Origin of the sequence: Formosa sp. A9 (assembly GCF_051200825.1) — a bacterium.
GTDB lineage: Bacteria > Bacteroidota > Bacteroidia > Flavobacteriales > Flavobacteriaceae > Formosa.
The window spans coordinates 2,794,531-2,821,526 of sequence record NZ_CP195158.1; the positions used below are offsets into that span (position 1 = coordinate 2,794,531).

The window sequence follows — 26,996 nt, forward strand, 5'->3', positions numbered from 1 at the left end:
AAATATTAGCCCTTCCCTATTAATGATTCTACATTTAATAAGACTTTAATGTTTAATTTAAATCTAGAACATCATGAAAACGCTTTTAACTATCACACTAAGTTTACTATCTCTTTCTATTGGCCACAGTCAAGTTATTCAAGAGATAAAAACAACAGAAAACGGATTGGCTTTAAACCGCCCAAACGAAGTAGGAATTTCGGAAGCTATGCTAGCAGAAAAAAGTAGTGCGGGCATAAAAACCACTGGAGTTAATGCCAACTACATTAACTTATCTAATGTGCATGAACATTCTACATACGTAAGAAAGTTTCAAAATTTAATTGCTTTATACAACATCGAAAATTCGGATGTATTTAACGATAATTACGATGGCATATACCAAATAAAAATGAAAACCAAAAGCGGTTATGTTAATGTATACTACAATAACAAAGGCGAAGTACTGGAAACTTTCGAGCGGTATACCGATGTAGCCATTCCCAACCACATAATCACTAAGGTTTTAAAAACGTATCCAGATTGGGCTATTACGTCTCAAATATGCGAGATTAAACACGTGCACAACAAAGCAAACCAAACCGAATACGAGATCCATCTTAAAAAAGATACCTTAAAGAAAAAGGTATATCTAGACGGTAACGGAAATTTCATATAAAAAAAGAGGCTTTCCTAAACCGCTAGGAAAGCCTTTATATATCTCTTTTTATCCAATAGTCTCTGATAAGATTTTATAAACGTAGTTCTTGTTAAGAATTTTTTAATGATCAACATGTTTATTTTGTTTGTACACTTCTAACAATATAATATTGAATACAATTTTCCTATTATTAAAACTTATCCATAGGTCATTAATAGAGCCTTACGGTAATTCAAACATGTTACACAATCCATAATATACATTATGATTGAAATTTTACAATGTCAATAAGTTCGTTATCCGTAAAATTTTCTAGCAGCTGTATTAATTGAGTTTCGGAACATTTCTCGTTAAAGAATAGTCGAAATGTTCTATATTCTTCCGATGGTAATTCTTGAAGGAATTCATAAACAATACCTCCTTCTTCTGTTAAATAATCGTCAATAATATCTGTTAGCTCATATGTGTCAATATCAAGTACAAGTTGGTCATTTATTTTATGTAACTTCAAATGTGGTTTCTTTAAATTCAAGATATTATTTTAATGTTTACCAATGGTTTGGCTACGTTTCGACACATAAAAATCCACGAGGATTCTTTCGGCCATAGCCGAAGATAGTAAAAATGCATTGAATTCCGATTAGGAATTCAACCGCAATGAATTATATGCATTGCGGTTGTAGTTAGTTTTTATATGTTCAATAATTTATCTTCTTTTTTTAATTAGTTAACATCTCCCTCACACCCCCATTCCAGAAAGTTGTTTCCTGCAACAATATACCCTTTTTCTAGCAATTCTACCTCTGTGCTTGTAGTGTGCTTCGGGATTTGTTTTAAAAACCTCCATTTTTAAAATATATGTACGAGCGAGAGACGAACAAATCCCGAACAAGACTCGAACAAAACCCCTTAAAAATCGCACTTTTGTGTCAGGAGCGGTCAAGAGGGTTCATAACAGGTCATAGTGTGTCATAGAGTGTCATAACGTGTCAGGACGTGTCACAAGAGGTCATATTAAGTCATAAGCAGTCATGTGCGGTCAGGAGGTGCCAAGCATTTGCTTACCAAGATAAAGCGCTGTAAATTAGAAGGATATTAACCCAACCCCTGGATTTAATTTTTCACCATCAACTTAAAATTAACAATAGCACTGAGTTACAGTGTGGTTTACAAAAAAAGATATTGAGCTACCGATTAAAAATATAGCAGCATAAATGGAGATTTTACTAAACCCCTATAGACTCGAAATCCATAGGTTTGAAAACAGACTGAAAGTCCGATTATTTGTGTTCGTTTTAGCCACAAATACACGAATATTTCTATAAAATCTATGTCAAATGTTCGTGCATTCGTGGCGTAAAAATATGTATAGAAACTCAAGCTCTTGCTCTAAAAGTGCATAGCTTCAACTAACGACTGAGACCACTAAACCCCTATAGACTGGAAGTCCATAGGTTTGAAAACAGACTAAAAGTCCGATTATTTGTATTCGTTTTAACCACAAATACACAAATATTTCTATAAAATCCATGTCAAATATTCGTGCATTCGTGGCGCAAAAATATGTGTAGAAACTGAAAGTCTTGCTCTAAAAGTGCTTAGTTTCAACTAACGCCTGAAATCAATGAACTTATCTTGACTTTTAATAGTTATCCAAGAATAAGCTGGAATTTATCAAGACAGGTTCAATACGTTGTTTTTTAAGCTTTTCCTTTTAAAAAAGGATTTTGTTTCAGTATAGAGCTCTCAATATATTGGATATTGACTTCAGAAAAAAACATTGCCCCTAGCCTTAAACAGTGTTGTTATGACATAGGTATACGCGAACACGGTTTTACAACTAAGCGTACAAGCTTTTAGCTACACTATTAACGGCATTTATAGTGGCATCTAAATCGGCGTAACTTAAAGCATCACTTATAAACCAGGTTTCGAAAGCACTTGGCGCAATATATACCCCCTGCTCTAGCATACCATGAAAAAATGCTTTAAAAATATTGTTATTGCCCAACGCTGCCGTTTCGAAATCGACTACAGGAATATCGGAAAAGTGCACCGATATCATAGACCCCGTTCGGTTTATAGTATGCACTATTTTATGGTCTGTTAACACCTTGGCAATACCTTTGTGTAGGTATTCGGTTTTTTCATCTAAACGGTTAAACAATTCTGCATCGCTATTCAATTCGTTTAGCATCGCCAAACCTGCTGCCATTGCCAACGGATTACCACTTAATGTTCCTGCTTGGTAAACAGGACCTATAGGTGCTAAATAATCCATTATCTCTTTTCTAGCGGCAAAAGCCCCCACAGGCAAGCCACCTCCAATAACCTTACCAAAACAAACAATATCGGCCTGAACACCAAAACGCTCTTGGGCACCACCTTTTGCCAATCTGAAACCAGTCATTACCTCATCGAAAATAAGCAAAATATTGTGCGCACTACACAACGCCCTTAAGTCTTGTAAAAAACTAGCGCTAGGTGGTATACAGCCCATATTCCCTGCTACAGGCTCTAGAATAATACAGGCTATTTGCCCTTTATTTGCTTCAACAATTTCGGTAACATTAGCAATATCGTTATACTTTGCCAATAATGTGTCCTGTGCTGTACCTTTAGTAACTCCCGGGCTATTTGGCGTACCAAAAGTAACGGCACCACTACCCGCTTGTATTAAAAACGAATCGCTATGCCCATGGTAACATCCGGCAAATTTTATAATTTTTTCTTTTTTGGTATAGCCACGTGCTAACCTTACGGCACTCATACAGGCTTCGGTACCCGAGTTTACAAATCTTATTTTATCGATATTTGGCACCATAGCTACTGCCAGGGCTGCAATTTCGGTTTCTATAGCTGTTGGCGTACCAAAGGAAGTTCCTAATTTTGTTTTTTCGATAACCGCATCTACCACAGGCTGATGCGCATGACCTAAAATCATTGGCCCCCAAGAATTAATATAATCTATAAAACGGTTCCCATCTTCATCTATTAAATAAGCTCCTTGGGCTTCCTTTACAAAAATAGGTGTTCCACCAACGGCTTTAAAAGCCCGAACAGGCGAGTTTACCCCTCCTGGAATTACTTGTTCTGCCTCTGCAAATAATGCACTACTACGTGTATATACCATAATATGTTTTATTACATCGATTTAACATACAATTCCTGTCCGATAGAAATTGTAGTATCATTCAATCCGTTAATACGTTGAAGTTCTTGTATTGAAATGTTATATTTTTTTGAAATAGAATATAGTGTATCGCCCTTTTTCACAAAATGAATGTTATTGGCATCTGTTTTTACTACTACGGTATTGGTTTTGCCCGAATAGTCTCCGTCGTAACGGTATAGCTGATAACGCTCTATTAGAGCAATTAATTTTTCTGGATACTTTCTGTCGGTCGCATACCCCGCCGCACGTAATCCGCGAGCCCAGCCTCGGTAATCGTCTATATCCAATTCAAATAATTGTGCGTAACGCTTACGCTCGGTTAAAAACAACGAGTGGTCCCTAAAAGAATATTTAGGGTCTTTATATTTACGAAAACACTCTTGGTTTTTATCGTCGTCGTGATAAATACGGTCTCCGGTCCATTCGTGACATTTAATACCAAAATGGTTATTGGCCTCTACCGCTAAACGCCCACGACCAGAACCCGACTCTAAAATACCCTGCGCCAAAGTTATACTGGCCGGGATGTGATAAAATTTCATTTCCTCCACCGCTATACCAGCGTATAGTTGTATGTATTCTTCTACACTCGTAACCGGTTTAGAAACCACAGGCACCTGTGTTTCGGCTGGCGTATTGTTATTTTGTTTGGTCTGTGCAGGTTTAGAAGCTGTAGATGTGCGTTCTGTACGGTGTTTATGCGAGGTACTTTTAGACTTGTGTTTGCTAGCCCCACAGCTAGACAATAAACTTACTAATACTACAACTATAAAAATATGTTTCATTCACTTATAAAATTAAGGGCATGCCTTTGGTTTTCAATCGGGTATTCATACCGGCTATACCTTGCAAGCCTCCTGTATGTATTACCAATATATTGGCATTGGGTTTAAAATAGTGGTTTTCCAACAAATCTATAACGCCAAACATAAGCTTTCCAGTATATACAGGATCTAAAGGCACGCCATATTGTGTTTTAAATTGATTTATAAACGCAATAAGTTGGGTATTTACCTTGGCATAACCTCCAAAATGATAATCGGTTATAAGCTCCCAATTGTTTTTCGTGGCAAATTTACTAATATTGTTTTGTAAAAAATCACCTTTTAGGGCAGGAAATCCTAAAATCGTTTGGTGTGGCAGACTGCTATTTATTAATCCAGCGATGGTGCCACCTGTACCAACAGCACAACAGATATAATCGAAACGCGCGTCTTCGGGGGTTAAAATATGTTCGCACCCCTTAACTGCCAAGGCATTGGTACCGCCTTCTGGCACTATATAAACACGACCAAATTCTGAAGTTAAAGCGTTTAAAAAACTAGCGTCTTCCTTATCGCGATATGCAGAACGTGACACAAATTTGAAATCCATACCACAAGCCGCAGCAAATTGTAAGGTAGGGTTTTGGTTTACTGCCCCTGATAGTTCTTCGCCACGGATAACACCTACAGTTTTAAAACCACTTTGCTGCCCTGCATAGGCTACAGCCGCTATATGGTTAGAAAAAGCGCCCCCAAACGTAAGCAGCGTAGTGTGTTCCTCGGCTGCCGCTTGTTTGATATTATAAAACAATTTGCGGTATTTGTTACCACTTACAAACGGATGGATGGCATCTTCGCGCTTTATAGCCAACTGCCCAGTAAAACGCTCCGAAAACGGAATAATTTGATTGCGAACGGAAAAATCTTTTGAAGAAAACAACATAATACACCCAGTAAAACAAGCCCAATACGATTGCAAAAGTAATGGAAATAAAACCTTTAGCACGATTTTTAGTACAAAAAGGATGAAAATTCCGCAATAAACATCACTTTCAGCGACCAAAAACAACCGTTTATCGATTATGTAATTATTTTATTTTCAACACAATAACAAATAGACCACGAATTGATTAGTTTTGCTATCGATAATTTAACCCTAGATTTATGGCTATTAATTCTACTCTAAACGCTACCCGCGGTACTTTTACACAACACAATCAATTATCTTTAAAATACCTGTTTGTATTCCTACTTTTTGCAATGGTGGGCCTGAATGGTTTTGGGCAGGAAACGGTAATAGACACCTTAACAGGAAATAGAACATTCGAAGTACCCTGTGGTGTCACCAAAATAGATATTGAGCTCTGGGGCGGTGGTGGTGCTGGCGGCTATAGTTCCGAGAGACAAAGTGGTGGTGCTGGCGGTAAAGCAGGAGTATATACAAAAATAGAAAATATAGTTGTTAGTCAAGGGGATATTTTCACATATACAATTGGTGCTGGTGCCGGCCCCAGTGGAGAATATTATACACCACCTAGTCAAAGCACTAAAATCAGTGAACCTAATGTCTCATGGGAAACTTTAGCGGAAAGTAGCGGTGGTACAAATGGCCAAAAAAATATGGGGGAAGGCATATCTGCTACAGCAGGTGAAAATGCCACAAACGGTGGACTTGGAGGCGCTGCTGCTCCTGGAGGTAATAGTCAAGAAAGTAATATCACAGGTAAATCTGGTCAAGCACCTGGCGGCGGCGGCGGCGGCGGTTTTAAACACAGTAATGGGAGCAACAATGGACCTGGTGGTAATGGAGGTAATGGAGGTATTAGAATCACACTCTATACTGGAACAGATTACTGCACCCCAACAATAAACACAGTAGAACCAATTACAAATGTTACTATTGCCAACACCAATAATACAACGAGCAATAGTTTAAGTGAAGACGCTTTCGAAACGTTCTTCTGCGACGATCCTGTAACACTTATTGCTGACACCACTACAAGTATCTCCATTCAAGGTAATACCAATGGAAATAACACCAATTATATTACCGCCTTTTTCGATTGGAATTACGATGGCGATTACAACGATAACAATGAAAAATTCGATTTAGGAACCATAACTAATAGTACAGGACAAGACGGGCAAGTTTTAACTACCGAAATTAATGTTCCAGCTACCTCCACTTATGGCACGTCTAAATTGCGTATAGTAAAGAGTAATAGTCCAATAAATAATGCTTGCGATAATATTGTTAATGGACAAATTGAAGAATATATTTTAACTGTTGAAGATTGTACTAAAATATGGGTCGCCAATGAAGACTCTAATTGGAATAATCCTAACAACTGGCAACCAACAGGTGTGCCTACTTCTGGACATTGTGTACATATCGCATACGCTTCAACAACCTTCCCTATTATCGATAACACAGATGCTTTTGCTTATTCTGTATTTAAAGAATATAATGGCGAATTAATTATAAGAAACAATAGTACTTTAACCGTTACAGAGACCTTTAAATCATTTGCACCTGTTTTAATCTCCAACAGTGAGGTTTCTGCTAAGTCTTGGAACTCTAACGGTGTTGTGTTAACAAATAGTTATATTGATATTACAGATGGTGACTTAGAAATAGGCACTTCTGGCACTTACGATAACAATTGGACGGATTCAACCATTATCGTTAACGGCAAAATATCCACAGCTGAAGGTGGAGAATTTAGAAACTGTACGATTAACGCTTCAGATTTAGAATTCAAAAATGCTGGAGGTAATAGTTTACACATATACGAAAGCACATTACATTTTACTAATCATGTAGAAAACAACATTGGGGATTTTATTTTGGACGAGGGTTCTATTATGTCTTGCCTTACCTTAACCAACAATAATTCTGGATCTAATTTAGAGGTTCTAGGAGAATCCATTTTAACCATAGCTAATAAGTTCGACAATCAAACAACCATGTATATCGATTCTGGTTCAAGCCTAATACAAATTAATGAAACAGACACAAATACACGTCAAAACACTACTGAATTTAATTTTATGATGGATCGCACGGCCTACACCGAAAGAAGTACAGATTACGTATATTGGTCTGCTCCAACACAAGCATTCAACTTAGATAATATTTCAACAACCTCTCACCGCTATCTATGGATCCCGACGGTAGATAATGCTGATAAATACGAAAGTAATTTTGGAAACTGGGAAAAAGTGTCGAACATAACCATGGAAACTGGAAAAGGTTATATTGTTCGAAGAGGCCCAACTTACACTGTCTCTTTTCTAGGCCAAAAACCTAATAATGGCACCTTAACAACGCCAGTTAGTAGAGGTGATTACAACGGCGGCTCTTACACTAACGGTCCTTCGTCGACCACCGTTTCCAACGAAGACGATAACTGGAACTTAATTGGCAACCCTTATCCATCTGCCATAAATATAACAACTTTCTTAACAGAAAATGTAGATGTATTAGAAGGCGGCGTTCGTATCTGGACACACGGAACGGCTATAAGCAAAGATAACGACGATCCGTTTTACGAAGATTTCGTTTACAACTATAATACAAACGACTACCTTACCATAACAGCATCGGGATCATCAGACCCTAGTGCCGAAAGTGAATTTATTGCTTCAGGTCAAGGTTTCTTTGTTACTATGAAACACGTTGGAACTGGTTTGAACGAAAATGTAACATTTACTAACGCTATGCGAACCTATAGCGACTATTATACCAACACAGAATTTTATAGAACTACGCAAACAGATGATGCAGAGAAACATCGTATATGGATGAATTTATCAGATTCTAACAATACAAGTACAAATATGTTGATCGGTTACATTGAAGGGGCTACAAACGAAAAAGACGAACTTTACGACTCTGTAATTATGGACCATAACGTGATGAGTTTTTACTCTTTAATTGATGATGAAGCTATGGTAGTTCAAGGACGCTCAATTCCGTTTATGGATACCGATGTCGTATCATTAGGAATTATTACAACAAAAAAAGATATCTATACAATAGGCATTTCTAAAGTTGATGGTGTTTTTGAAACCACTAACCAAGACATTTACCTAAAAGATCTATACGAAAACAAAGTACACGATTTAAGAGCGGCTCCATATCAATTCTCATCGGAAATTGGCACCTTCAACGACCGCTTTGTATTAGTTTACGAAGGCGACAAATTGAGTATTGACGACACCATTACATTAAACGACCTTAATATTTTCGCTAACAAAAACTACATAAAAATAAGTAGTAAAACCGATGTTGTCAACACTGTTACCATTTACGACATATTAGGCAGAACCTTATTTAATGCTAAAAACATGAACACTCAAGACGTTCTATTAGACCAATTTGCACCTACTAACAGTCCGCTTATTGTTAAAGCGACTTTAGCCAATGGCAAAACCAAAACACAAAAAGTGATATTTTAAAGGCAGTTAATAGTCAGTATTAAGTAGTAGAAAGCCCTTAAAAAGGTCTTTTTACTCAACGCATATAAATTATAAAAATCAAGCCTAAGAATACATTTTAAATGCATTCTTAGGCTTTTTACTTGTTAAAACAGTAAGATTTATCTCTCTTACATTAATTCAAAATACCGTTTATCGATTATTTTAGTTGTTATATCGCACATCATGCATTAACTTAATATATTAGCAGTTTTAAAGCATTTTATCGCCAATCAATATGTATATTAAGACTATAACCACCCGTTCTATATTAAATATTGCTCCTCTAAAAACCTATTATTGCCTTATAATTTTATGCCTTTTTAGTTTTTCTAGTTTTGGACAGACTACTAAAACTTGGAGTCCTAGTGGTCTTTTTGGATTCTCATGGAATACAGCTGCTAATTGGTCTCCATGGGGAGTCCCTACAATAAATGATGATGTAATTATTTCTTATTATATTTACGCTCCTATTATAAATAATTTTGATGCCCAGGCTAAATCTGTTAAAATTGATAAAACTTCCGCTTGGCTACCGATCATCGGCAGTTTTTATTACAGAGCACGTTTAGAAATATCAAACACAGGCAGCTTAACAGTTTCAGGTTCTATTACAAATGATGGTTACTTAAACGTAAATAACGGTAGGGTAACCACAACTTCTGGAGACCTTTTAAACGCATTCGAAACTAACATATCAAGTTCTAGTCAATTAAATATCACAGGAAATATTACCAATGAAATATATGGTTCTGTAGCAGCGTTTACTGTAGACAATAGTACAATTACAGTTTCAGGAAATTTTAGAAACACAGAAAACTTAACCGTCGACAACTCTAGCTCTGCAACAATTAATGGCGATTTAGTTAACATTTATGGGTATGACAGTAATGCAGCTACTTTAAATATAGACGATAGTAACCTTTCCGCTACAAATATATCCAATTCGGATTCTGGCTCAACAATGGAAATTAACGGCAGTACAGTACAGGTTACTAATCAATTCACAAATTTACAAGAGTTAACAGTAAACGACAGTGATGTAACTGTTAATCAGAAATTTAATTCTGGATATTCCACCACCTTTACTAACAGTGATTTAACAGCTACTAATTTTGAAAATTACTATTTACAAAATTTAACCGTAGAAGATAACAGTACAATTAATGTTTCTTCATCTTTTACATCAGACGGATACATAAATGTTTCAAATAGTATCTTTAATGTAAACACTATAGATTTTTTGTATAATGGGGAAGCTAACTTTTCTAACGGCTCTCTTATAAATGCTACAAATACTATTTACTCCGCAAGTGAATTTCATTTATCCAACAGTAATATACAATCCAGTTATGTAGCCCTTACTTTCAACAGCACATTCACTTTAAAAGACAATTGTAAAGTTACTGTTGAAAATGATATTAATGCAGACGGAACCGTAATACTTGAAGATATAGTCCAAATAGAAACTAAAAATTTATATATGGCTGAAGAAAATGGACGCAGCCAATGGAATTTATTTGACGATTCGTATTTAATGGTTCATGAACATCTTGATCTTCAAGCGAAATTAAATATTTTTAATAACGCTAGTTTAATACAAACCTCTACAACCGACCTTAATGATGTAGCGGAAAATTATCATGGACAATTAAATATAAACAGAATTGCCCAAAATATAGAGAATCACGACTACGTATACTGGTCTGCCCCTGTCATGTCATATAATTTAGATGGAATCTCAACATCTACCAACCGATACATTTGGGAACCAACTACTAATGGTGGTCAATTTGGTAATTGGAGTAAAGTTTCTAATACGCCAATGCAATTAGGTAAAGGTTACATTGTAAAAGGCGGACCAAGCGGACATACAAGTGGAGAAAATTACACTACAAACTTTTCGATGTATCTAAGAGGTTCTAATAGAATCCCTAACGGTACTATTCCTGTAACTGTTTCCAGAGGCACGTACAACGACGAGGATTACTACGGGCCTTCTAACACTACTAAAGTTACCAAATACGACGATAATTGGAACTTAATTGGTAACCCCTACCCGTCTGCTATAAGTGCTGATGCTTTTTTAACTGCCAACAGTGGCTCGCTATACACAAACGAAGAAGGCGATGTAAGTGTAGATGGAGGTATTATAGAAGGTGGCTTACGTATCTGGACTCACGGTTCTGCTCCAAGCTCAACTTACAACGATCCTTTTTACGCCAACGAAACTTATAGTTACAATCCTAACGATTACATTACCTACACCCTAGCTGGTTCATCAGATCCTAGCGGCTTTTCGGGTTACATCGCTTCTTGCCAAGGCTTTTTTGTACTTATGCGCCAGGATACCCCTAGCCAGAGTGAGACCCTTAATTTCACCAATGCCATGCGCACCCACACTTCGGAATATACTAACGCAGAGTTTTTTAGAACCGAAAACACCAAAAACCGCATTTGGCTTAATCTCAAAAACAGTAAAGACATAGCGACAAATATGTTGTTAGGCTATTTTGATGGTGCTGTAAACGCAAAAGATCCGCTTTACGATGCTATAATTATGGATCCAAACACCACTTCAATCTATTCTTTAATAGACAATGAAGGCTTTGTAGTTCAAGGTAAAGCCAACCCATTCACCAATACCGATACGGTACCTCTTGGAGTAATTATAAAAGAGAAAGACGTATACAGCATAGGAATTTCAGCTGTAGACGGTCTGTTTGAAACGACTAACCAAGACATTTACTTGGAAGATCTATACGAAAACAAAGTACACGATTTAAGAACGGCTCCATATCAATTTTCATCAGAAGTTGGCACCTTTAACGACCGCTTTGTATTAGTTTATGAGGCCAACAAATTAGGTATTGATGAGACTACCACATTAAACGACCTTAATATTTTCGCTACCAAAAACTACATAAAAGTAAGTAGCAAAACCAATGTCGTTAACACTATTACCATTTACGATATATTGGGTAGAGCTCTATTTAATACTAAAAACCTGAACACTCAAGAGGTGTTATTAGACCAATTTGCACCTACTAACAGTCCGCTTATTATTAAAGCAACTTTAGCCAACGGAAAAACAAAAACACAAAAAGTCATTTATTAAGAATAGTATCTCGACTGCGATTAATGTTACACCCCTTGTCAGTTCGAGCCTGCCTATCGGCAGACAGGCGTAGTCGAGAACAGTACGTAACAAAAAGCACCAAACAACACCGATCAACAGCATACTTACGGTATAGATACTCCATAGCTACTTAAGGGATACAGCGTTAAAAACACGTTTTTTCTTACAAGAGTTAAACATATTTCAAAAACGAAAACCAAGACCTCTGCCTAACATAGTTGAGGTCTTTTTCGTTAGTATAAGCTTCACGTTCAAACGAAATGTTGCGATACGCCAAATTCCAATGCTTATACTGTATCAACCGCATACAGAATTCAATACAGTAAAACACATAAAAGGGAATTACGAGAAGTTCCAATTGTTGTCTTAAATGAATCCGTTCATGATTCATCAAAACTTTATTGGTTTTTAATCCTTCATCTTTTAAAAGTACAAAGGGATACAGTGTAATGCCTAAATAACCTCTTGGAATAAAATATTTCGAAATTAAAATCATAACTATTCTCTACTCAAAAATAATTCCAAATTACATTATCTTTGCGACAGATGAAGAAAATTATTCCTGTAGAAGAAGGCGATTACTACCTAACCCCAGAAGGCTACCGCTGCTTTACCGAACAATACCACCTTAAACGCGGTTATTGTTGCAAAAGTGGTTGCAGACATTGCCCGTATGGTTACGACAAAAAAACCGATTCATTTAAAAAATAAGGTTTGGATAATTTATTAATGACATACCGTATTAAAGTCGCGAATACACACCATCGTGTCGATATTCGGTATCCTTAGTGTCTTTTATTTTGATTAAATCGATGAGTCTTCACCAGACTCATTAGAAACCATTTTAAAAACATTTCAATTCAAAATTACATGACATTTCAAGAACAAATATTAGAAGGCATTCCCAATCCTTTACCTCAACCACAAGCCTACGACACCACAATAAACCACGCGCCAAAACGCAAAAACATATTATCTGCCGAAGAAAAAAAACTAGCCTTGCGTAATGCTTTGCGCTATTTTGACGCTTCACAACACGAAGAACTTATAACTGAATTTAAAAAGGAACTAGACACTTACGGCCGCATTTACATGTACCGCCTACGCCCAACTTATAAAATGTATGCCCGTCCCTTAAACGAGTATCCTGCCCAAAGCAAACAAGCGGCGGCGATTATGCTCATGATTCAGAATAATTTAGATTATTCCGTGGCTCAGCATCCGCATGAGCTAATCACTTATGGCGGAAACGGCGCAGTGTTTTCCAACTGGGCACAATACCGCTTAACTATGAAATACTTGGCCGAAATGAACGACGAGCAAACCCTTGTGATGTATTCTGGCCATCCAATGGGACTTTTCCCATCGCACAAAGATGCGCCACGTGTGGTAGTGACTAACGGTATGATGATCCCCAATTATTCCCAACCAGACGATTGGGAAAAATTTAATGCCCTTGGTGTTACCCAATACGGGCAAATGACAGCGGGTAGCTACATGTATATTGGTCCGCAAGGTATTGTGCACGGCACCACCATCACGGTTTTAAATGGGTTCAGAAAAATAAAAAAATCGCCAAAGGGCTGCATATTTGTAACCTCTGGTTTAGGCGGTATGTCTGGCGCACAACCTAAAGCAGGAAATATTGCCGGGTGTATTACAGTCTGTGCCGAAGTTAACGAAAAAGCCGTAAAAACTAGGCATTCTCAAGGCTGGGTAGACGAAGTTATTAGCGATATTCAGCAATTAGTACATCGCGTTAAACAAGCACAAGACAATAAAGAAACCGTTTCTATAGCCTATCACGGGAATGTGGTAGCAGTTTGGGAAGCTTTTGATACCGAAAATATCCATATCGATTTGGGTAGCGACCAAAGCTCTTTACACAACCCTTGGGCTGGTGGCTACTACCCTGTTGGTTTGTCGTTTGAAGAAGCCAATACCATGATGGCCGAAAATCCGGAGGCTTTTAAAACCCATGTTCAGGACAGTTTACGCAGACAAGCCACAGCGATTAATAAGCACACCGCTAAAGGCACTTACTTTTTCGATTACGGTAACGCCTTTCTATTAGAAGCTTCGCGTGCTGGTGCCGATATTATGGCCGAAAACGGAATCGATTTTAAATACCCAAGTTATGTGCAAGACATTATGGGGCCAATGTGTTTCGATTATGGTTTTGGGCCGTTCCGCTGGGTGTGTACTTCTGGAAAACCTGAAGATCTCGAAAAAACCGACGCTATTGCCTGTAAGGTTTTAGAAGATTTAATGACTAATGCTCCTGAAGAAATTCAGCAACAAATGGCCGACAATATCCAGTGGATAAAAGGTGCTCAAGACAACAAATTAGTAGTGGGTTCGCAGGCTAGAATTTTATATGCCGATGCCGAAGGGCGCATTAAAATTGCTGAAGCGTTTAATGATGCCGTTAAAAATGGAGAGATTGGCGAAGTGGTTTTAGGAAGAGATCATCACGACGTATCGGGTACAGATTCGCCTTACAGAGAAACCTCTAACATTTACGACGGTTCGCGATTTACAGCCGATATGGCCATACACAATGTAATAGGCGATAGTTTTAGAGGCGCCACTTGGGTGAGTATTCATAACGGCGGTGGCGTAGGCTGGGGCGAAGTGATAAACGGCGGATTTGGTATGGTTCTTGATGGTACAGTAGATGCATCAAGACGCTTAAAGTCAATGCTTTTCTGGGATGTGAACAATGGTATTGCTAGACGCAGTTGGGCCAGAAACGACGAAGCCATTTTTGCCATTAAACGGGCTATGGAAGCCGAACCTAATTTAAAAATCACGTTACCAAATAACGTAGACGATTCATTAATTAACTCGATTTAAACAACAACTTATGAAACGCTTATTACAATTTACATCTGTTCTGTTACTGCTTTTTGTAGTAGCATCTTGCAGTTCTGTTAAGGTCGCATCAGACTACGACAAGCAAGCTTCTTTCGACACTTACAAGACATTCGCCTTTTATAAAACCGGTATAGACAAAGCCGAAATTAGCGATTTAGACAAACGCCGAATTTTAAGAGCTATAGAAGCCGAGATGACTGCCAAAGGTTATGTCAAGTCAGAAAATCCAGATTTATTGGTAAGCATTTTTACAAAATCTAGAGAAGAGGTTAATGTTTATAACAACAACTTTGGTTGGGGGCCTTATGGTTACGGCTGGGGTTGGAGCCCTTGGTACTACGGAAACTACGGCACAACCGTTTCAACATCTACCGAAGGCACTTTGTTTGTAGATTTAATTGATGCCAATAAAAAAGAACTCGTTTGGCAAGGTGTTGGCACAGGCTACTTAACGCAAAATATGGAGAAAAAAGACGAACGCATTAGCGAGTTTGTCTCTAAAATTTTAGCGAACTACCCGCCAGAAATCAAATAAGACTTCAGAAATAGAGCTAAAATATAGTATATAAAAGCTGTCTGAAAAGTTAAATTATCCGTCATTCTGTGCTTGACACAGAATCTCATCATATTGAAAATCAATAATCCTGAGAATCTGAAATCGAAGATTCAACGAAGTTAAATAAATTCAGATTGACGAAAGTTATCCTTTTTCACACAGCTTTTTCATGCAATCTCTTCACGCTACAACACTTCCCAATGCATTGCCTAAAAAACGCATATTACGCTTAAAACACCATATTTAACAATCTTATTTTTTATTAAGCACTTTACGTGTTTACAGAAATATTTTAACTTTAGATGATTTTGGAGTGTTTAGAAAAACCTATATGAATCAAATAAGGACATATTTTGAGCAGATAACAGAAATGAGTGATGAAGATTGGAACATATTTTCATCAAAACTCAAAAAAAGCGAATACAAAAAGAAAACGACGCTCTTAAAAATTGGTGAAACAGAAACCCATCTCAGCTTTATTGAAAAAGGCTCTATAAGATTATTTATCCCCAAAACAGATAACGACTTAACTTTTGGTTTTTGCTTCAAAGATCAGTTTATGAGTGCATACGATTCGTTTTTAACCCAAAAACCAAGCACTTACCAAACAGAAACGCTAACCGAAACCACACTTTGGAAAATCACTTTTAACGACTTACAGGACATTTACAAAACCACCAAAGCAGGAGATATTATTGGCCGATTAGCCGCAGAAAATTTATTTCTTTTAAAAGCAAAAAGAGAACAAGCACTGCTAAACGACACCGCCGAGGAAAGGTATTTAAACTTGTTTACAGAGCAACCACATTTAATTAAAGAAATCCCTCTAAAATACCTCGCATCCTATATAGGAATAACACCTCAGGCGTTAAGCCGAATCCGAAAACGAATTTCTTAACTTAGGTTCATTGTTTTAACTACAAGTTGTTCTGACATTTGTAAAAAAAGATGAAACCACTTATAGTACTTATCGTAACCTTTGCCATTTCATTACTTACGCTTAAAATTAGTAATGGTCGGTGGGATTATTTTCTTTCTGCCCGCATAGCAATGTCTGTAATGCTTTTATTTGCCGCATTAGGCCATTTTTTATTTACAGACGGAATGATTTTAATGATTCCGAATAGTATTCCCTTTAAAAAAGAAATTGTTTATGCAACAGCTCTAATCGAAATTGCCGGGGCTGTTGGCCTTCATATCTATTCTGTTAGACAATTAACCGCCTGGTTGCTCATACTATTTTTATTGCTGATACTACCTGCAAATATTAAAGCTTCAATTAAACAAATAAACTACCAAAAAGGAACTTTTGATGGCTACGGATTAAAATACTTGTGGTTTAGAATTCCACTTCAGGTTGTATTTATTACCTGGATATACTTAAGCTCAATAAAAACATCGTAACTAAACCACTATAGACTGGAAGTCCATAGGTTTAAAACAGACTGAAAGTCCAATTATTTGTGTTTGTTTTAGCCACAAATTCACGAATATTTCTATAAAAACTATGTCAAATATTCGTGCATTCGTGGCGGAAAACTATTTATAGAAACTGAAAGTCTTGCACTAAAAGTGCATAGCTTCAACTAACGACTAAGACTGATGAAAATAATAGAAAACACCATTTTAATAACAGGCGGAACCTCTGGTATTGGACGAGAAATGGTTTCTCAGTTTTATGCCTTGCGTAATAAATTGATTGTGGTTTCGAGTAATATGGATAAGCTACATAATTTACAAATTGATTTTCCTGATATTGATATTATTGTATGCGATTTAAGCGACAACCTTGCCGTAAAACAATTGATAAAGACTTGTATAGAAAAACATCCGAATATAAATATTCTGATTAATAATGCTGGCGTACAATACAATTATTTATGGACAAAAGATTTAGAGTATAGTACACAAATAGAAAAGGAAATTGCAATAAACTTTACAAGTCCCATGCAACTTACTCACGGACTTTTACCAATTCTTTTAAATAAAAAAGAGAGTGCAGTAATTAATATTTCGTCTGCGCTTGCATATACCCCTAAAAAAAGTGCCGTTGTATATTGCGCCACAAAAGCAGCCATACATAATGCGACAAAAGCGCTACGCTACCAACTTGAAAATACTAACGTAAAAGTATTCGAAATCATTCCGCCTTTGGTAAACACTAACATGACTAAGGCAAGCGTTAAAAGAAAAATATCGCCCGAAAAATTAGTTTACACGTGTATTAAGAATTTAAAAAACAACAGGTACGAAAGTAAAGTTGGCAAAGCAAAACTCTTATATGTCTTACAACGAATATCGCCAAAAATCGCAAGTTATATTTTAAAGAATAACTAAAAGCACAAGTAGAATCTGATATGTTTTACAAAACAGATTATCCACTTCAAAACACACCAACTATCCCATTTAACCTATTTACTTAATAAAACACTCTAAAACCAAACTACAGGACAAAACTAAAATTTAAAGAAAGATTCCTATTTTTGAGCCATGATAAACAATCAATTTCCTAGCCAACACGACACCCCCGAAGATGTAGCGCTTCTAATTGCTATCGAGGCTGCTAAGCAAGATATTTCAGGTATCAAAAATTCTATATTAGCTTTCGAAGAACTGCTAAAACAGCATGTGTCCAGCTACATTATAGAAGCTCAGGAACTCACAGTTTTATACAAATCCCAAAAAAAAGCAAAAAGACAAAAGCGGTTAGCACAAAAACATAAAGGTAAGCACTATACCCCTACGAACTCTCCTGAGCTGGTTACTGCAACATCAACCCAAAAAAAAGAAGACAACGCACAACAACTCGCACTAAAAAAACAGTTATACAGAGAAGCCATGCTTCAAGTACATCCCGATAAATTTAGTCTTTCGCCTTCAGAGCAAGAATCGGCTACCGAAATTACCACCCAACTTATTCACATTTACAAAAACGAAAGTTTAACTGCATTACAAAACTTTCATGCTCAAATCTTTTCGGACACACTAGACTTAAAATTGAACAAAACCGAGCTTAACAGCACGCATATTAACAAAACCAAAGCTTTACAAACCACCTTAAAAACATTACAAAAAGAGTTAGAGACCTTAAAAACCAATACGCTTTATCATACCCTAAACACCTACTCTAACCCATTACAATTTGTAGATGAATTGATTATGTATTACAAAGACAAAATTGCGAAACTTAAAAAACGTACCCGCTCCAAAAACTAACAGTTAGTTTAAACACAACTCGTATAGAACCATTATATTTGCCCCCTATTACAATAAATAAACATTTTTACAATGAAAAAAATTTACATCAGTTTAGCACTTATCACTTTAATTGGTAGTTTTAGCTGGGCACAAAACTTCAACATTAACCTTTACGGATCGTATGCTTTTGCAGATAGTTTTGATTCGTACTACGATTACAACAATTATTACGATGGTAAAATTGAAGATGGCTTTCAATGGGGAGCAGGTTTAGAATACATGACCAATCACAATACTGGTATAGAATTAATGTACTTGCGCCATGACACCAATGCGCCAACGTATTACTTAGATCAAGGATTTTTTGTAAACGAGCGTTTTACTAATTTCGATTTAGGCATCAATTACATTTTACTTGGGGGTAACCGTTATTTTAGAGCTTCGGGCTCGCCACTTGAAGGATTTGGAGGCCTAAGTGCGGGTATGGTTATTGCCAATATTGACAATCCGGATAACGGCAATAGCGAAACTACCACAAAATTTGCTTGGGGTGCAAAATTAGGAGGTATTTACTGGTTAAGCGATAAACTAGGTATTAAAGCCCAAGCTCAATTATTATCGGCTGTGCAAGCTATGGGCGGTGGATTCTATTTTAGCGGATACGGCCCTTCGGCTGGTTTAAGCAGCTATTCTACAATTTACCAATTTAGCCTTGGTGGCGGACTGGTATTTAAAATGAATTAAGACCCTTAAAAAAAACGTCCGTATGGTTTATAAAAAACATGCGGACGAAATACTAAAAACATACGGACAAAATGATCATTTTGTCCGTATGTTTTTTTTTACCCCTTTCTATTGGAACCAATTTAGTCCATTTTAAACTAAACCACTATAGACTGGAAGTCCATAGGTTTGAAAACAGACTGAAAGTCTGATTATTTGTGTTCGCCTTAGCCACAAATACACGAATAATCTTTATAAAAACTATGTCAAATATTCGTGCATTCGTGGCGCAAAAATATTTATAGAAACTGAAAGTCTTGCACTAAAAGTGCATGGTTTCAACTAACGACTGAGACCAATGAAAATGGTATAATCTATTCCTCCTCGAAACCGGCATCAGTTAAGCTATTCATAAAAGCTACTAATTGCATTTGTTCTTTTGGTGTTAAGTCCAAATTATCGAACGGCAGGGTTTGATAGTCTTCATGAATCCCAATCCCTTTTCCGCCACCACGATTATAAAAATCGACAACCGCTTCTAAAGATTCGTAAACACCATTGTGCATATACGGTGCGGTTTTAGCTATATTTCGTACTGTTGGCGTCTTAAAAAAATGCTTTCTTTCTTCTGTTTGAAATACATCATAACGCCCCAAGTCTCCACTAATTACTGCGTTAACCGTATCGGGAACTTGCGGCACACCTAATAACTCTACTTCGGTGTCGTTATAATTTGGCGGTACCGTACCATTAAACAACGGCGGAAAATGACAGGTTGCACAAGCAGCTTTTCCCATAAACAAATTGAAACCTTGTTTTTCATCCGCAGTAATCGTTTGGGCTTTGCCATTTATATTATTATCGAATTTAGAATCGAAATCGTTTAAAGTTCTAATGTAAGAGGCTATGGCATGCCTGATATTATAATCGGCGCGTTTACCTTTATAAAGCGTCTCTAGTTGTTGCTTGTAATTTGGATGCTTCAAAACTCGATCTACAATAGAATCCATTGGTAGATTAAACTCGTCGTGATTTTCGGCAACCCCCACAACTTGACCTTCTAAACTCCCTGCTCTACCATCCATAAAAAAAGATTGCTGATACCCCGAATAGCTTAAAGTGGGCGTATTGCGTATTTGTTTATTATTAAATACCGTTCTACCGTCGGTAAACGCTTTGTCTTTTATATGGCAAGTTGCACAAGCCATGGTTTGACTTTTAGACAACAGTGAATCGTTAAACAATTGTTTACCAAAAACTTCTTTTTGTTTTAGATTAAGCGTGTCGCTCTTATAGTCTGAAAAGTAAAAGACATTAAGCGTCTGCTTATCAAAAAGTGATTTTGCTGTATTTGAAATCGCCATTTCGAAAGGAAAGGATACCCGCCAATCGTCTTGTGTTTTTAACAAGGCTTGCAACTGCACATCGGTATGATTTTTAATGAAATCGTATCGGTCGAAGGTTTCAAAATCGGCGTCCAAGGCTGAAATACCATTTTTTAAGGCGCCTGTTAATTCATTATAAACAGCATCGGAAGTAAAATTATCCTTATAGATATCAATTAGTTTTAACAAAGTACTTGTCGTGTATTGACTCTCTTTTAAAGCCTGACCCAAAACTGGCGAGTCGAATCCTGTAATACCCGTCGTGGCCGTTCTAATAATTTGATCTCTTATTAGCCAAATAAGATGATAATCTTTTAACTGAATACGAGTATTCGCTTTCAACAACTTTATCCGATCTCTGGTTACCGAAACCACATTTTTCAAGAGTAGTGTATCTAACTCTGGTTCGTGCAACAATTCTTCGATAACCTGAAAACCAAACGGATTTCTAATTTTAATATCTGTAGCATCTTCTTCGTTAACCTGTAAAATATTTGGCGCATTTAACGATTTAAAATTATTCTTATCTACCGCAGCCAAGATTGGTTCTATTTGCTTAAAATGCAGGCGTGCCTGCTTATAAGCTGCCACATTGTCTTTTGAAGCATTTGAAATTGAAATACGCTCTAAATGTTTGATACATTCTTGTAACTCCGAAATATATAATGCTTCAACTTGCTCATTGGTCGAAGCGAGTTTTTTAATATCTACCGTTTCAGATTTGTTATTACAAGACACTATTAAAAGCAAAAGACATATACCAAACGTATATGTCTTAGCCTTTACAACTAATATGTTCTTATTCATTGTATTGTAAAAATTATCTATCTAAACCTTTAACAACATAAAGCATAGAACCTTCTTTGGCGTTAGCTAAATTTGGATTTGCTAATGGGTCTGTAAACGAAGTCCCGTCGGCAGGATCCCAACCATGGTTTTGAGTCATTAACAAAAAGGTGTTAACACCATTATTAACCACATCGGTAACATCTATCATACCTGTTAATTCCCAAGTATTAGAAGCAGATCCATACCCTAGCCCTTCAGCTCTATTCTGGTCACACTCCAATACAGTTTTTAACGCTCCTGTTTCTAAATTGTACTGATATAATTTTGCAAAACCGTTTACTGCCGTATCTAAATATCCGTTAGGATCTTCTTGAATATAAGCGTAGTTTTCGGTTACTAAAATATTGTCTGGAGAATGGAAACCATCTGCTACGCCTCCTACTTTATCACCATCTAAAACACATGTTATTTTAGCAGCTCCTGTAGGATCTGTTTCGTTTAACACTACTTTATATACACGTCCCAAAGCAGAACCTTTTCCTTCTAAACTAGCAGAAATACGTCCTGTAACACAGAAATAAATTTCTCTTTGGTTAGCAGCCGAACCACGTCTCCAATCGATATCTTCTAATCTTGAAAAGCCCATAACACCTTTTTCTTTGGCTTCTGTATCTAAAGCATCGATTTCTGTTTCTGTTAATTCAACAAATTCAGCATTATATGCAACACCTTCTTCCATATCCATTTCAAAATCTACACCTTCGGTAGTCACTTTTAAACCGTAAAGTTTACCGCCATTTAAATCGCCTCTGCTACCAACATACATACCTAATTGTCCTGAAGGCACAGAATTATCGGAATGATCGTCTCCAATAAATACAACCGTTTTATCTGGATACGCATCTTTACCAATTGGCACAGCATTTTCTGTAGACCATTGTCCCATTGCTGGTAACAACTCCCCTACACTTGCATCTTCTACACTTTTATTTGGATCTACAACAAATACGCCTTTAGAAGCACCTCCCCATTCACCTCCAGATAGGTATAATGGCCCAAAACCATGCTCTTCTTGGGTAATTAAAGTACCAGAACACATTGCTGTTTCTGCAGTTGCTGTTGCATTTAAAATATACTCGCCGTGGTACGGACGTAAATTTTCGTTTAATAAAATACGAGCGATAGAATAATCTGCTTCAATATTATTAATTAAGGTATAAGTATTATCTCCATTATTAATTAACCCAGCACCATCGGCCATAGAACCGTAAACAAAATCTGGTGAATTTGGGATAACATCCTCAGAAGATATTAATGTTGAAATTTTTAAGTTCACAAAGTCGTTTGTAACCTTTAATAAAGTTGGAGATTGCGATGAGGTTAAATACACAGAAGCATCACTACCGTCTTGGCCATCTTCTCCATCTGCTCCGTCTACACCGTCTGTACCGTCGGCACCATCTACACCGTCAACACCATCTTTTCCGTCTTCAACATCACAACTCACCACTAAAGCGCTAGTGGATGTAAGGATTAATAATAAGGCGAATAATTTTAAAAATTTGTTCATAATTTATTTTCTTTTTGTTTGATTAATAATGAACAAATGTATTACGAGACTCTGGTAAATTTGTTAAGTAAAAAAAGTGGTTCGGTAAACTTATTGCAACTTTTATGTTAACTAAATTAACAAATCGTTACCCACAAGAAACCGCTTGTTTTGTGTTTCTATTTTTAGGTATATTTTATACCTCGATTAGCGCTACCTAACTATAAACTGATTTCCAGAAACAAAAAAATCCCGAGAGTGCCCGGGATTTCATATAATTTTACTCTAGAAATTAATTACATATTTCTACGGTATTGTCCGCCAACCTCGAATAACGCATTGGTAATTTGTCCTAAAGAACATACTTTACACACTTCCATTAAAACTTCAAAAATATTTTCATTCTGAACGGCTTTTTGTTGCAAGTCTTGTAAAATAGCTTCGGTATCGTTTCCTTTATGAAGATTTTCTAGTGTTTTAATTTGCCATTGCTTTTCTTCCTCGGTCGCACGAATCACTTCTTTCGGAATTACTGTAGGCGAACCTTTAGAACTCAAGAATGTATTCACTCCAATTATCGGGAAGCTGCCGTTGTGTTTTAAGGTTTCGTAATACAAACTTTCCTCCTGAATTTTACTACGCTGGTACATAGTTTCCATAGCGCCTAATACACCGCCGCGTTCTGTAATGCGATCGAATTCCATGAGTACGGCTTCTTCAACCAAATCGGTTAATTCTTCAATAATAAACGAACCTTGAATTGGATTTTCATTCTTTGCCAATCCTAATTCCTTATTAATTATTAATTGAATCGCCATGGCACGACGCACCGATTCTTCGGTTGGCGTAGTAATCGCCTCGTCGTAAGCGTTAGTATGAAGTGAGTTACAGTTATCGTAAATCGCATAAAGCGCCTGAAGCGTTGTACGAATATCGTTAAAATCGATTTCCTGAGCATGCAAACTTCTACCCGAAGTCTGGATATGATACTTTAACATTTGCGCTCTGGCATTAGCACCGTATTTCAGTTTCATGGCTTTAGCCCAGATTTTTCTGGCTACGCGGCCAATAACGGCATATTCCGGATCGATACCGTTGGAAAAGAAAAACGATAAGTTGGGTCCAAATTTATTAATGTCCATCCCACGTGACAAATAATACTCCACGTAAGTAAAACCGTTAGATAAGGTCAATGCCAATTGCGTAATGGGGTTCGCGCCTGCTTCTGCAATATGATAGCCCGAAATAGACACCGAATAAAAATTACGCACATTGTTATCTATAAAATACTCCTGAACATCGCCCATTAAACGCAGCGCAAACTCCGTTGAAAAAATACAAGTGTTTTGCGCCTGATCTTCTTTTAAAATATCTGCCTGCACCGTACCACGCACTTGGGCTATGGTTTTGGTTTTAATATCGGCATAGATCGCTTCTGGTAACACTTGATCGCCAGTAACACCCAAAAGCATTAATCCTAAACCATTGTTTCCTTCGGGTAAATCACCATTATACGTTGGTCTGTCTACGCCTTTTGCTTGGTAAATAGCAGCAATTTTGGCTTCAACTTCAGCCTCTAAACCATTCTCTTTGATATAAATTTCGCATTGTTGATCGATGGCGGCATTCATAAAAAAGCCCAGTAACATTGGTGCTGGTCCGTTAATGGTCATACTCACCGAAGTCATAACATCGGCCAAATTGAAACCAGAATACAATTTTTTAGCATCGTCCAAACAACAAATACTCACGCCGGCATTACCTATTTTCCCATAAATATCAGGTCTTAAATCGGGATCGTTACCATAAAGCGTTACACTATCGAAAGCGGTTGACAAACGTTTAGCAGGCAAACCAGCACTGACGTAATGAAAACGTCTATTGGTACGTTCGGGGCTACCTTCACCCGCGAACATTCTCGCCGGATCTTCACCCGTGCGTTTAAACGGATACAAGCCCGAAGTGTACGGAAATTCACCAGGTACATTTTCCTGTAAACACCAACGCAACACATCGCCCCAAGCCTGGTATTTTGGCAAGGCTACCTTTGGAATTTGTAAATGCGATAAAGACTCGGTATGCGTATTGATATTGATTTCTTTATCGCGTACTTTGAATGAATAAACAGGATTTTTGTATTTGTTTACTTTGTCATCCCAAGTGGTAATTACTTCCCAATTGTAAGGATCTAAATTCAGTTTTACTTTGTCGAATTGCGCAACAAGCAACTTCACAAAAATGCTGTCGTCATTCTGAACTTGTTTCAGAATCTCATCTTCATCCAATCCTATTTTAGAAATGGCTACATCAGTATCTGTTAGCGTTCCAATCGTTTTATAAATACCATATAATTTTTGTGCGACCTGCACTTGTGCTTCTGCTGTTTTATCGTATTGACGATTGTTTTCAGCAATTTCAGATAAATAGCGCGTGCGAGCTGGAGGAATAACGAATATTTTCTCGCTCATCGCTTCGGAAATCGCAAACGAAGACTGTAAATCGGCTTGCGTTTTTTCAACCAAACAATCCATAACCTCTTTGTACAAGGTATTCATACCTGGATCGTTAAACTGCGAGGCAATGGTTCCGAAAACCGGCATGGTTTCTGGATCGGCATCCCATTGATTATGGTTGCGCAGGTATTGCTTTTTTACATCGCGAAGTGCATCTAAAGCACCGCGTTTATCGAATTTATTGATAGCCACCAAATCGGCAAAATCCAACATATCGATTTTTTCCAACTGCGTAGCGGCACCAAATTCTGGTGTCATCACATACAAGGACACATCGCTATGTTCTATAATTTCGGTATCGGACTGCCCAATACCCGAGGTTTCCAATATAATTAAATCGTATGCCGCTGCTTTTAACACCTCAACAGCATCGTTTACATGTTTGGACAAGGCCAAATTAGATTGGCGCGTAGCCAAACTGCGCATATACACACGCGGATTGTTAATAGCATTCATACGAATACGATCGCCTAAAAGCGCGCCTCCAGTTTTACGTTTTGATGGATCTACCGAAATGATTCCAACAGTTTTTTCTGGAAAATCCAATAGAAAACGGCGCACCAACTCATCTACTAATGATGACTTTCCGGCCCCACCAGTTCCGGTAATTCCCAAAACAGGCGTAGTAGATTTTTCGTTGTTTTTATGAATAGTCTCTAAGGTATCGTGAGCAACTTCCGGGAAATTTTCTGCGGAAGAAATCACACGAGCAATCGCATTAACCTGTTTACTTTCCAAATGATTTACTTCACCATTTAACGATTCTCCCACAGGGAAATCCGATTGTTCTACCAAATCGTTAATCATACCTTGCAAACCGAGTTCGCGACCATCGTCTGGCGAATAGATTCTGGTAATACCATAATCCATAAGCTCTTTAATTTCCGAGGGTAAAATAACGCCGCCACCGCCGCCAAAAATCTTTATATGACTAGCTCCTTTTTCGTTCAACAAATCGAACATATATTTAAAATACTCGTTGTGCCCACCTTGGTACGACGTTAAACAAATGGCGTTCGCATCTTCTTGTATGGCTGTATTTACAACTTCCTCGACACTGCGATCGTGCCCCAAGTGAATCACTTCTACACCGGTCGCTTGAATAATGCGACGCATGATGTTTATAGACGCATCGTGCCCATCGAAAAGCGAAGCCGCCGTTACAATACGTACTTTATATTTTGGTTTATAAGGTTTTATTTGTTCCAT

General features: G+C 37.2%; 19 protein-coding genes. 11 read left to right on the top strand and 8 right to left on the bottom strand.

Annotation, left to right across the window (positions count from 1 at the left end):
- Positions 1 to 73 precede the first annotated feature (73 nt).
- Entirely contained in the window at positions 74 to 658 is a 585-nt protein-coding gene (locus ACR9EA_RS12300) for a hypothetical protein (protein ID WP_435133463.1), read from the top strand.
- A 244-nt stretch (positions 659 to 902) separates the two neighbouring features.
- On the opposite strand, the gene ACR9EA_RS12305 is transcribed toward ACR9EA_RS12300, so the two are convergent.
- From ACR9EA_RS12305 to ACR9EA_RS12320, 4 genes are all read right to left on the bottom strand, one after another.
- Positions 903 to 1,172, bottom strand: a complete 270-nt coding sequence (locus ACR9EA_RS12305; protein WP_435133465.1) for a hypothetical protein — start codon at positions 1,170 to 1,172, stop codon at positions 903 to 905.
- Positions 1,173 to 2,480: 1,308 nt separating this feature from the next.
- Positions 2,481 to 3,773: a glutamate-1-semialdehyde 2,1-aminomutase gene (gene hemL / locus ACR9EA_RS12310; RefSeq protein WP_435133468.1), complete on the bottom strand. Its 1,293-nt coding sequence runs from the start codon at positions 3,771 to 3,773 to the stop codon at positions 2,481 to 2,483.
- 11 nt (positions 3,774 to 3,784) lie between these two features.
- Positions 3,785 to 4,600, bottom strand: coding sequence for a glucosaminidase domain-containing protein (locus ACR9EA_RS12315; protein ID WP_435133471.1), 816 nt, complete (start codon positions 4,598 to 4,600; stop codon positions 3,785 to 3,787).
- Positions 4,601 to 4,604: 4 nt separating this feature from the next.
- Positions 4,605 to 5,522 (bottom strand): 1-aminocyclopropane-1-carboxylate deaminase/D-cysteine desulfhydrase, encoded by a 918-nt coding sequence (locus ACR9EA_RS12320; protein WP_435139875.1) that lies wholly within the window; start codon positions 5,520 to 5,522, stop codon positions 4,605 to 4,607.
- 221 nt (positions 5,523 to 5,743) lie between these two features.
- Between ACR9EA_RS12320 and ACR9EA_RS12325 the strand changes: the two genes are divergently transcribed.
- Positions 5,744 to 9,040, top strand: coding sequence for a GEVED domain-containing protein (locus ACR9EA_RS12325; RefSeq protein WP_435133474.1), 3,297 nt, complete (start codon positions 5,744 to 5,746; stop codon positions 9,038 to 9,040).
- 256 nt (positions 9,041 to 9,296) lie between these two features.
- Positions 9,297 to 12,176 (top strand): T9SS sorting signal type C domain-containing protein, encoded by a 2,880-nt coding sequence (locus ACR9EA_RS12330; RefSeq protein ID WP_435133477.1) that lies wholly within the window; start codon positions 9,297 to 9,299, stop codon positions 12,174 to 12,176.
- 193 nt (positions 12,177 to 12,369) lie between these two features.
- On the opposite strand, the gene ACR9EA_RS12335 is transcribed toward ACR9EA_RS12330, so the two are convergent.
- Positions 12,370 to 12,693 (bottom strand): hypothetical protein, encoded by a 324-nt coding sequence (locus ACR9EA_RS12335; protein ID WP_435133480.1) that lies wholly within the window; start codon positions 12,691 to 12,693, stop codon positions 12,370 to 12,372.
- A 50-nt stretch (positions 12,694 to 12,743) separates the two neighbouring features.
- Between ACR9EA_RS12335 and ACR9EA_RS12340 the strand changes: the two genes are divergently transcribed.
- From ACR9EA_RS12340 to ACR9EA_RS12375, 8 genes are all read left to right on the top strand, one after another.
- Positions 12,744 to 12,908 (top strand): DUF5522 domain-containing protein, encoded by a 165-nt coding sequence (locus ACR9EA_RS12340; protein WP_159427068.1) that lies wholly within the window; start codon positions 12,744 to 12,746, stop codon positions 12,906 to 12,908.
- A 159-nt stretch (positions 12,909 to 13,067) separates the two neighbouring features.
- A complete protein-coding gene (locus ACR9EA_RS12345; RefSeq protein WP_435133483.1) occupies positions 13,068 to 15,053 on the top strand; it encodes a urocanate hydratase in 1,986 nt (661 codons plus the stop codon).
- A 10-nt stretch (positions 15,054 to 15,063) separates the two neighbouring features.
- Positions 15,064 to 15,609, top strand: coding sequence for a DUF4136 domain-containing protein (locus tag ACR9EA_RS12350; protein ID WP_435133486.1), 546 nt, complete (start codon positions 15,064 to 15,066; stop codon positions 15,607 to 15,609).
- 352 nt (positions 15,610 to 15,961) lie between these two features.
- The gene (locus ACR9EA_RS12355; protein ID WP_435133489.1) at positions 15,962 to 16,528 is read left to right on the top strand and encodes a Crp/Fnr family transcriptional regulator; all 567 of its coding nucleotides are present in this window, start codon (positions 15,962 to 15,964) and stop codon (positions 16,526 to 16,528) included.
- 50 nt (positions 16,529 to 16,578) lie between these two features.
- Positions 16,579 to 17,034, top strand: coding sequence for a DoxX family protein (locus ACR9EA_RS12360; protein WP_435133492.1), 456 nt, complete (start codon positions 16,579 to 16,581; stop codon positions 17,032 to 17,034).
- 198 nt (positions 17,035 to 17,232) lie between these two features.
- Positions 17,233 to 17,967, top strand: a complete 735-nt coding sequence (locus ACR9EA_RS12365) for an SDR family oxidoreductase (RefSeq protein ID WP_435133495.1) — start codon at positions 17,233 to 17,235, stop codon at positions 17,965 to 17,967.
- Positions 17,968 to 18,120: 153 nt separating this feature from the next.
- Positions 18,121 to 18,846, top strand: coding sequence for a hypothetical protein (locus ACR9EA_RS12370; protein ID WP_435133498.1), 726 nt, complete (start codon positions 18,121 to 18,123; stop codon positions 18,844 to 18,846).
- 72 nt (positions 18,847 to 18,918) lie between these two features.
- Complete coding sequence (locus tag ACR9EA_RS12375) at positions 18,919 to 19,572, top strand: hypothetical protein (RefSeq protein ID WP_435133501.1); 654 nt, start codon at positions 18,919 to 18,921, stop codon at positions 19,570 to 19,572.
- A 353-nt stretch (positions 19,573 to 19,925) separates the two neighbouring features.
- On the opposite strand, the gene ACR9EA_RS12380 is transcribed toward ACR9EA_RS12375, so the two are convergent.
- From ACR9EA_RS12380 to ACR9EA_RS12390, 3 genes are all read right to left on the bottom strand, one after another.
- Complete coding sequence (locus ACR9EA_RS12380; RefSeq protein WP_435133504.1) at positions 19,926 to 21,743, bottom strand: cytochrome-c peroxidase; 1,818 nt, start codon at positions 21,741 to 21,743, stop codon at positions 19,926 to 19,928.
- 13 nt (positions 21,744 to 21,756) lie between these two features.
- Positions 21,757 to 23,295 carry an alkaline phosphatase PhoX gene (locus ACR9EA_RS12385; protein WP_435133507.1) on the bottom strand — a complete coding sequence of 513 codons (1,539 nt, stop codon included), beginning with the start codon at positions 23,293 to 23,295 and terminating at the stop codon, positions 21,757 to 21,759.
- Between the two features lie 275 nt (positions 23,296 to 23,570).
- The gene (locus ACR9EA_RS12390) at positions 23,571 to 26,996 is read right to left on the bottom strand and encodes a methylmalonyl-CoA mutase family protein (protein ID WP_435133510.1); all 3,426 of its coding nucleotides are present in this window, start codon (positions 26,994 to 26,996) and stop codon (positions 23,571 to 23,573) included.